The sequence below is a fragment of the Brevundimonas sp. 01N35 genome, from assembly GCF_056399785.1.
The window spans coordinates 2,501-5,822 of record NZ_JBFTRZ010000024.1 but is presented as its reverse complement, the minus strand read 5'-3'; the positions used below and the strand labels follow the sequence as shown (position 1 = coordinate 5,822).

Below are 3,322 nucleotides of genomic sequence, written 5' to 3'. Positions count from 1 at the left end.
GGCAGCTTGGCGGCGCTGGTGGCGCTAGATCACGGCCCAGAACGCGAAAACCCCCACGGCGTGAGCAGTGGGGGTTTTCGTTAAACTTGGGTGCGGGAGCAGGATTTGAACCTGCGACCTTCAGGTTATGAGCCTGACGAGCTACCGGGCTGCTCCATCCCGCGGCAAAGTCGGAGTGTGAAGGAAGAATAAGGTTCGATCCTCGTCCTCAAGTAGCCCGAAGAGCGATTGGACAAGAAATATAAGAAGACTTTTTTATGTATCTGGTAGACCCCGCGGCGACCTACTCTCCCGCGCCTTGAGACGAAGTACCATTGGCTCTGGAGGGCTTAACGACCGAGTTCGGAATGGGATCGGGTGTGGAACCTCCGACATAGCCACGGGGTCAACCAGACACATAAAAAAGAGAAGACATCGTCGCGTATTGTATATCGGCAAGTAAAACCGAATGAGTTTTGCTGAGAAACGATCAAGCCGATCGGATTATTAGTACCAGTAAGCTTCACACGTCACCGCGCTTCCACACCTGGCCTATCAACGTGGTAGTCTTCCACGATCCTCAGCGAAGCCTTGTTTTGAGGTTAGTTTCCCGCTTAGATGCTTTCAGCGGTTATCTATTCCATACTTAGCTACCCTGCTGCGCGGCTGGCGCCACGACAGGTCCACCAGAGGTATGTCCATCCCGGTCCTCTCGTACTAGGGACAGATCCTCTCAAGCTTCGAACACCCACGGCAGATAGGGACCAAACTGTCTCACGACGTTCTGAACCCAGCTCACGTACCACTTTAAATGGCGAACAGCCATACCCTTGGGACCTGCTCCAGCCCCAGGATGTGATGAGCCGACATCGAGGTGCCAAACTTTGCCGTCGATATGGACTCTTGGGCAAAATCAGCCTGTTATCCCTAGAGTACCTTTTATCCGTTGAGCGATGGCCCTTCCACGCGGGACCACCGGATCACTATGGCCGACTTTCGTCTCTGCTCGACTTGTCAGTCTCGCAGTCAGGCGAGCTTATGCCATTGCACTCGACGACCGATTTCCGACCGGTCTGAGCTCACCATCGCGCGCCTCCGTTACACTTTGGGAGGCGACCGCCCCAGTCAAACTACCCACCACGCCATGTCCCGGATCCGGATAACGGATCTCGGTTAGACGTCAACGACAGTAAGGGTGGTATTTCAAGGATGGCTCCACCAGAGCTGGCGCCCCGGTTTCATAGCCTCCCACCTATCCTACACATACGGTCGCTAACGCCAAGGCGAAGCTATAGTAAAGGTTCATAGGGTCTTTCCGTCTGACCGCGGGAACCCCGCATCTTCACGGGGAATTCAATTTCACTGAGCCTGTGCTGGAGACAGTGGGGAAGTCGTTACGCCATTCGTGCAGGTCGGAACTTACCCGACAAGGAATTTCGCTACCTTAGGACCGTTATAGTTACGGCCGCCGTTTACCTGGGCTTCAGTTCGGAGCTTTCACTCCTCCCTTTAACCTTCAGGCACCGGGCAGGCGTCAGACCCTATACGTCGCATTGCTGCTTCGCAGAGCCCTGTGTTTTTGCTAAACAGTCGCTACCCCCTGGCTTGTGCCACTCATTTCCGGTTGCCCGGAGTGAGTCACGCTTATTCCGAAGTTACGCGTGCAATTTGCCGAGTTCCTTCAGCACAGTTCTCTCAAGCGCCTTGGTATACTCTACCTGACCACCTGTGTCGGTTTCGGGTACGGTCTCTGCTGGAGTTATTTCCAGGGACGACGCCACTGCCGGGAACAATCCAATAAGCCCCGACAACTTATGCCATCCGTCACTTCCAGCTGGTGCAGGAATATTTACCTGCTTCCCATCGACTACGCTTTTCAGCCTCGCCTTAGGGGCCGACTAACCCTGCGCAGATTAGCTTTACGCAGGAACCCTTGGTCTTTCGGCGACAGTGTTTCTCACACTGTTTATCGTTACTCATGTCAGCATTCTCACTTCCGATACCTCCAGCCAACCTCACGGTTGACCTTCACAGGCTTACGGAACGCTCCGCTACCGCTTGCAGTAAACTGCAAACCCATATCTTCGGTGCATGGCTTTAGCCCCGTTACATTTTCCGCGCAGGATCGCTTGATCAGTGAGCTGTTACGCTTTCTTTAAAGGATGGCTGCTTCTAAGCCAACCTCCTGATTGTCAAAGCAATCCCACATCGTTTCCCACTTAGCCATGACTTGGGGACCTTAGATGATGGTTAGGGTTGTTTCCCTTTTCACGACGGACGTTAGCACCCGCCGTGTGTCTGCCCGATAGTTCTCTTGGGTATTCGGAGTTTGGTTAGTATTGGTACCGCTCGCGCAGCCCGCAACCATCCAGTGCTCTACCCCCCAAGGAATTCGTCGGACGCTCTACCTAAATAGATTTCGCGGAGAACCAGCTATGTCTAGGTTTGATTGGCCTTTCACCCCTATCCACAAGTCATCCCAGAATTTTTCAACATTCACGGGTTCGGTCCTCCAGTTAGTGTTACCTAACCTTCAACCTGCTCATGGATAGATCACCTAGTTTCGGGTCGTCATACGTCGAACTTAGCGCCCTATTCAGACTCGCTTTCGCTACGCCTACACCTAACGGCTTAAGCTTGCTCGACACATGAAGTCGCTGACCCATTATACAAAAGGTACGCCGTCACCCCGCTTGGGGGCTCCGACTGCTTGTAGGCTTCCGATTTCAGGATCTGTTTCACTCCCCTTGTCGGGGTGCTTTTCACCTTTCCCTCACGGTACTTGTTCACTATCGGTCGTAGAGGAGTACTTAGGCTTGGAGGGTGGTCCCCCCATGTTCAGACAGGATTTCACGTGTCCCGCCCTACTCGAGTCTCTTGCTGTTTGACGGCTACGGGGCTGTCACCCGCTATGGCCGATCTTTCCAGATCGTTCGCCTTTATGTCACAAGAGCACTGGCCTGGTCCCGGTTCGCTCGCCACTACTACGGGAGTCTCGGTTGATGTCCTTTCCTCCGGTTACTGAGATGTTTCAGTTCACCGGGTTCGCTTAATGAAGCCTATGTATTCAGCTCATTATACCTTTAAACAATCCACCAATCCTCGCCTTCCCGAGGGAAAGCAAAGTTGGAAGACTGTAAAGGTGGGTTTCCCCATTCGGAAATAGCCGGATCAAAGGGTGCTAGCGCCTCCCCGGCTCTTATCGCAGCTTGCCACGTCCTTCATCGCCTCTCTACGCCAAGGCATCCGTCAGAAGCCCTTCAACGCTTGATCGTTTCTCAGCAAAACTCATGCATAGACGGYCCGGGGGATGGAAAGAGGTATCCGCCGGATCTATGCCTGA

1 tRNA gene and 2 rRNA genes are annotated in these 3,322 nt (G+C 53.6%); all 3 read right to left on the bottom strand.

The features are described 5' to 3' along the window. Window positions 1-87 precede the first annotated feature (87 nt). Window positions 88-164, bottom strand: a tRNA-Met gene (locus AC1DJ5_RS14535). Between the two features lie 106 nt (window positions 165-270). Then, a 5S ribosomal RNA gene (gene rrf, locus AC1DJ5_RS14530) occupies window positions 271-385 on the bottom strand. Window positions 386-465: 80 nt separating this feature from the next. Beyond that, a 23S ribosomal RNA gene (locus tag AC1DJ5_RS14525) occupies window positions 466-3,252 on the bottom strand. Between the last annotated feature and the right edge of the window lie 70 nt (window positions 3,253-3,322).